This window comes from Holdemania sp. (assembly GCF_986127675.1).
The window spans coordinates 1-2,403 of sequence record NZ_CFQZWI010000180.1 but is presented as its reverse complement, the minus strand read 5'-3'; the positions used below and the strand labels follow the sequence as shown (position 1 = coordinate 2,403).

At 49.6% G+C, this 2,403-nt stretch carries 2 protein-coding genes; both read right to left on the bottom strand.

Translation table 11 applies throughout. From position 1 onward, the window contains the following. Positions 1-303, bottom strand: a 303-nt coding sequence (locus AC5OW4_RS15050; protein WP_493677194.1) for an adenylosuccinate synthetase, incomplete at its 3' end; no start/stop codon positions are given. A gap of 68 nt (positions 304-371) precedes the next feature. Then, positions 372-1,832 carry a glutamate--tRNA ligase gene (gene gltX / locus AC5OW4_RS15045; protein WP_072684489.1) on the bottom strand — a complete coding sequence of 487 codons (1,461 nt, stop codon included), beginning with the start codon at positions 1,830-1,832 and terminating at the stop codon, positions 372-374. Positions 1,833-2,403 lie beyond the last annotated feature (571 nt).

Below are 2,403 nucleotides of genomic sequence, written 5' to 3'. Positions count from 1 at the left end.
CAGACGTGTGCTCTTCCGATCTTCCGTGTTTACGCCGCGGGACTCCAGTTCGTCGATCTCTTTCAGCAGTACAAACGGATCGACAACGACGCCCGGGCCGATGACGCACAGCGCGTCCTGATGCAGAACGCCCGAGGGCAGTAAGTGCAGAACCGTTTTCTCGCCTTCGACGACCACGGTGTGTCCGGCATTGTTGCCGCCCTGGAAGCGGACGACCATGTCCATTTTATCTCCCAAAACGTCAACGATTTTTCCTTTTCCTTCATCACCCCATTGGGATCCGACGACGACATATCCAGCCATAATTGTATTCCAACCTTTCTTTACTATGGGATTTGGTTATGATGCGGCAGGGGAGAGACAAACAAGGCTTATGCCTGTTCGCTCAGTTTGGCAATGCCGGTGTCAATCCGGCGCAGTGTTTCCGCCTGGCCCAGAATGTGAGCAATTTCAATCGCCCCGCCCGGGGTGAACTGCTTGCCGCTGACGGCCGTGCGAACCGGCCACAGCATCTGACCATTCTTAATGCCCAATTCCTGAATCAGATTCATCAGGGAATCGTGAATTGCTTCTTCGCTCCACTGCGGCAGCGCTGCCAGCACTTCGCGGGCCTGCTTCAGGGAAGTCAGAGCAATTTCAGCATTGGTCTTCATCTTTTTGTGCGTGTACATCGCGATGTCATATTCCGGCAGAACGTTGAAGAAATCGACCATTTCGTCAATCTCATTGAGCGTGGACACCCGCGGCTGCAGGATCTTGCTGATCTCTACGAGGTCAAAGTCGCCCTTGACGGCGTTCTTCAGATGCGGCAGCGCCAGCTGATGGAACTGCTCCAGCGTCAGATTGCGGATGTACATGCCGTTCATCCACGTCAGCTTTTCAATATCGAAGATCGCCGGCGATTTGCTGATGCGCTCGACGGAGAACGCTTTTTTCAATTCATCCAGGGTGTAGATTTCCTGTTCCGTTTCCGGCGACCAGCCCAACAGCGCGATGTAGTTGAGGATCGCGGCCGGCAGATAGCCTTTGGCTACCAGATCCTGAAACGACGCGTCGCCGTTGCGCTTGCTTAATTTGTGATGCTCATCTTTCATGACCGGCGGCAGGTGGATGTATTTCGGGATGTTCCAGCCAAACGCCTGGTAGACCAGATTGTACTTCGGCGTCGACGACAGATACTCATTGCCGCGCACGACGTGGGTGATGTTCATCATGTGATCGTCGATGATGTTGGCGAAGTTGTACGTTGGGAATCCGTCGGATTTTAACAGGATGCTTTCATCCAGAATGCTGTTTTCAACTTCGATGTGACCGTAAACTTCATCGTCAAACGAAGTGGTGCCGGTCAGCGGGATGTTCTGCCGGACAACGTATTTCTCGCCATTGGCAATCCGCTGCCGCGCTTCTTCCAGCGTCATATTGTGGCAGGGATCATTGTACTTGAAGGAGACGCCTTTGGCTTCGGCTTCTTCCTTCTGACGATGAATATCGTCCTCGCTGCAGAAGCAGTAATGCGCGCCGCCCAGTTCGATCAGCTTTTCCGCATATTCTTTATAAATACCGGAAGCCATGCGTTCCGACTGGACATACGAGCCATAATCGCCGCCGACGTCCGGTCCTTCGTCATGGTCCAGACCACATTCCTTTAATGTCGTGTAAATCAGATCGACAGCACCTTCGACAAGACGTTCCTGGTCGGTGTCTTCAATCCGCAGGATGAAGGTTCCGTCATCCTTTTTTGCGACCAGATATTCGTAAAGAGCTGTGCGAAGATTTCCGATATGCATGTAGCCGGTTGGGCTGGGTGCAAATCTAGTTCTAACTTTTTCCATTTTCACGCTTCCTTTTCTAAAACCTTTCTTATTGTACCTTAAGTTAACCCTAAGTGCAATTTTATCTTTCCAGAAAACGGCGTTTTTTAGCACACTTTTCAGTCGAATTTTCTGCGTTGGACACGCTTCGGGGATTATGGGAGGAACGAAACTGAAAAATGAACCTTTTTTCAATTTCCAAACAGGATTCCTTACGCAGAATCCGCTGGCAGCAGTTCTGAATAAACATCATCCCGGTTTGGATTTGATCCAGAATTTCCGTACAAAAAGTAAAGCAGGGATTTTTGCCAGTGAGGCTTAGTCAGATAAAATGAGGAACAGCACGTGCGATCATTCAATGGGATCATTCAATCTGAATCCGAACAAAATAAGAAAAGAAGCGACAAAGCGGAACGCACATAAAATGAAGGATCAAAAGGGAGAACTTCGTGATCGCTGGGGAAGGAAATCTGATAAAATTTTGAAAATTCTGGTTGACTTTTTTATGAAAAAGCGTAGAATATAAGAGCAAGCCAAATTGGGATGTAGCCAAGCGGTAAGGCTGTGGACTCTGAATCCACCATGCAAAGGT